This window comes from Cellulomonas fimi, from assembly GCF_028527925.1.
Classification (GTDB): Bacteria; Actinomycetota; Actinomycetes; order Actinomycetales; family Cellulomonadaceae; genus Cellulomonas; species Cellulomonas fimi_C.
Genome location: NZ_JAPESW010000137.1, coordinates 1 through 809, shown reverse-complemented (window position 1 = coordinate 809; position 809 = coordinate 1). Strand labels below are relative to the sequence as shown.

General features: G+C 66.1%; 1 protein-coding gene. It reads left to right on the top strand.

Annotated elements, in window-relative coordinates:
* On the top strand, positions 1-809 hold an 809-nt coding region (locus OMK64_RS21390; RefSeq protein ID WP_272730128.1), incomplete at both ends, for a hypothetical protein.

The following is an 809-nucleotide window of genomic DNA, read 5'->3' as shown; positions in this document are numbered from 1 at the left end:
TCTACGTCCAGGCCCAGGCGCTGTTGACCGTGCGCGTCTACCACTCAGTGTCGCTGTATGACGACAGCAGCCTCACACCCTTGCAAATTGCCGATGCGCGCGTGGAGCAGCTGGGTGAGTCGCGTACCTACGAAAAGGTCATCAACAGCATCCGCCACGGGGTGATCGAAACCCGCTACGCGATCTATCCGCAGCACAGCGGCACCCTGGCGATCCCGGCGCAGACCTTCAGCGCGACGCTGGTGGAGTCGCGCCCGCCCCAGGAAAACACCCTGCAAGGCACCAAGCCCGGCAAGCTGATCCACGTCAGTTCTGCGCAGTTGCCGCTGGTGGTCAAACCCAAGCCCGCGCTGTACCCCGCCGATACGCCATGGCTGCCGGCACGCAGCCTGACCCTCAGCGAACACTGGAACCCAGAGCCTGAGCATGTGCAGGTCGGCGACTCCCTGACCCGCAGCCTCACGGTCAAGGCCGAGTGCCTGTCCAGCGCGCAACTGCCGGCGCTGCCCAGCACCGAGATCAACGGCCTGCGCCGCTACCCGGACCAACCGTTACTCGGCAACCAGACCAACGACCGTGGCCTGATCGGCAGCCGCGAAGACCGCGAAGCCCTGGTGCCCACCCGCGCCGGCAACCTGGAACTGCCCGCCGTGGAAGTGGTGTGGTGGAACACCCATGAAGATCACTTGGAGCGCACCAGCCTGCCGGCGCGCACCGTGCAAGTTGCGATCAACCCGAGCCTGGCAGTGGACACGCCCGCCACCCCCACAGTCATCACCGCGCCGGACGATGAACGCCTGTGGCTGTGG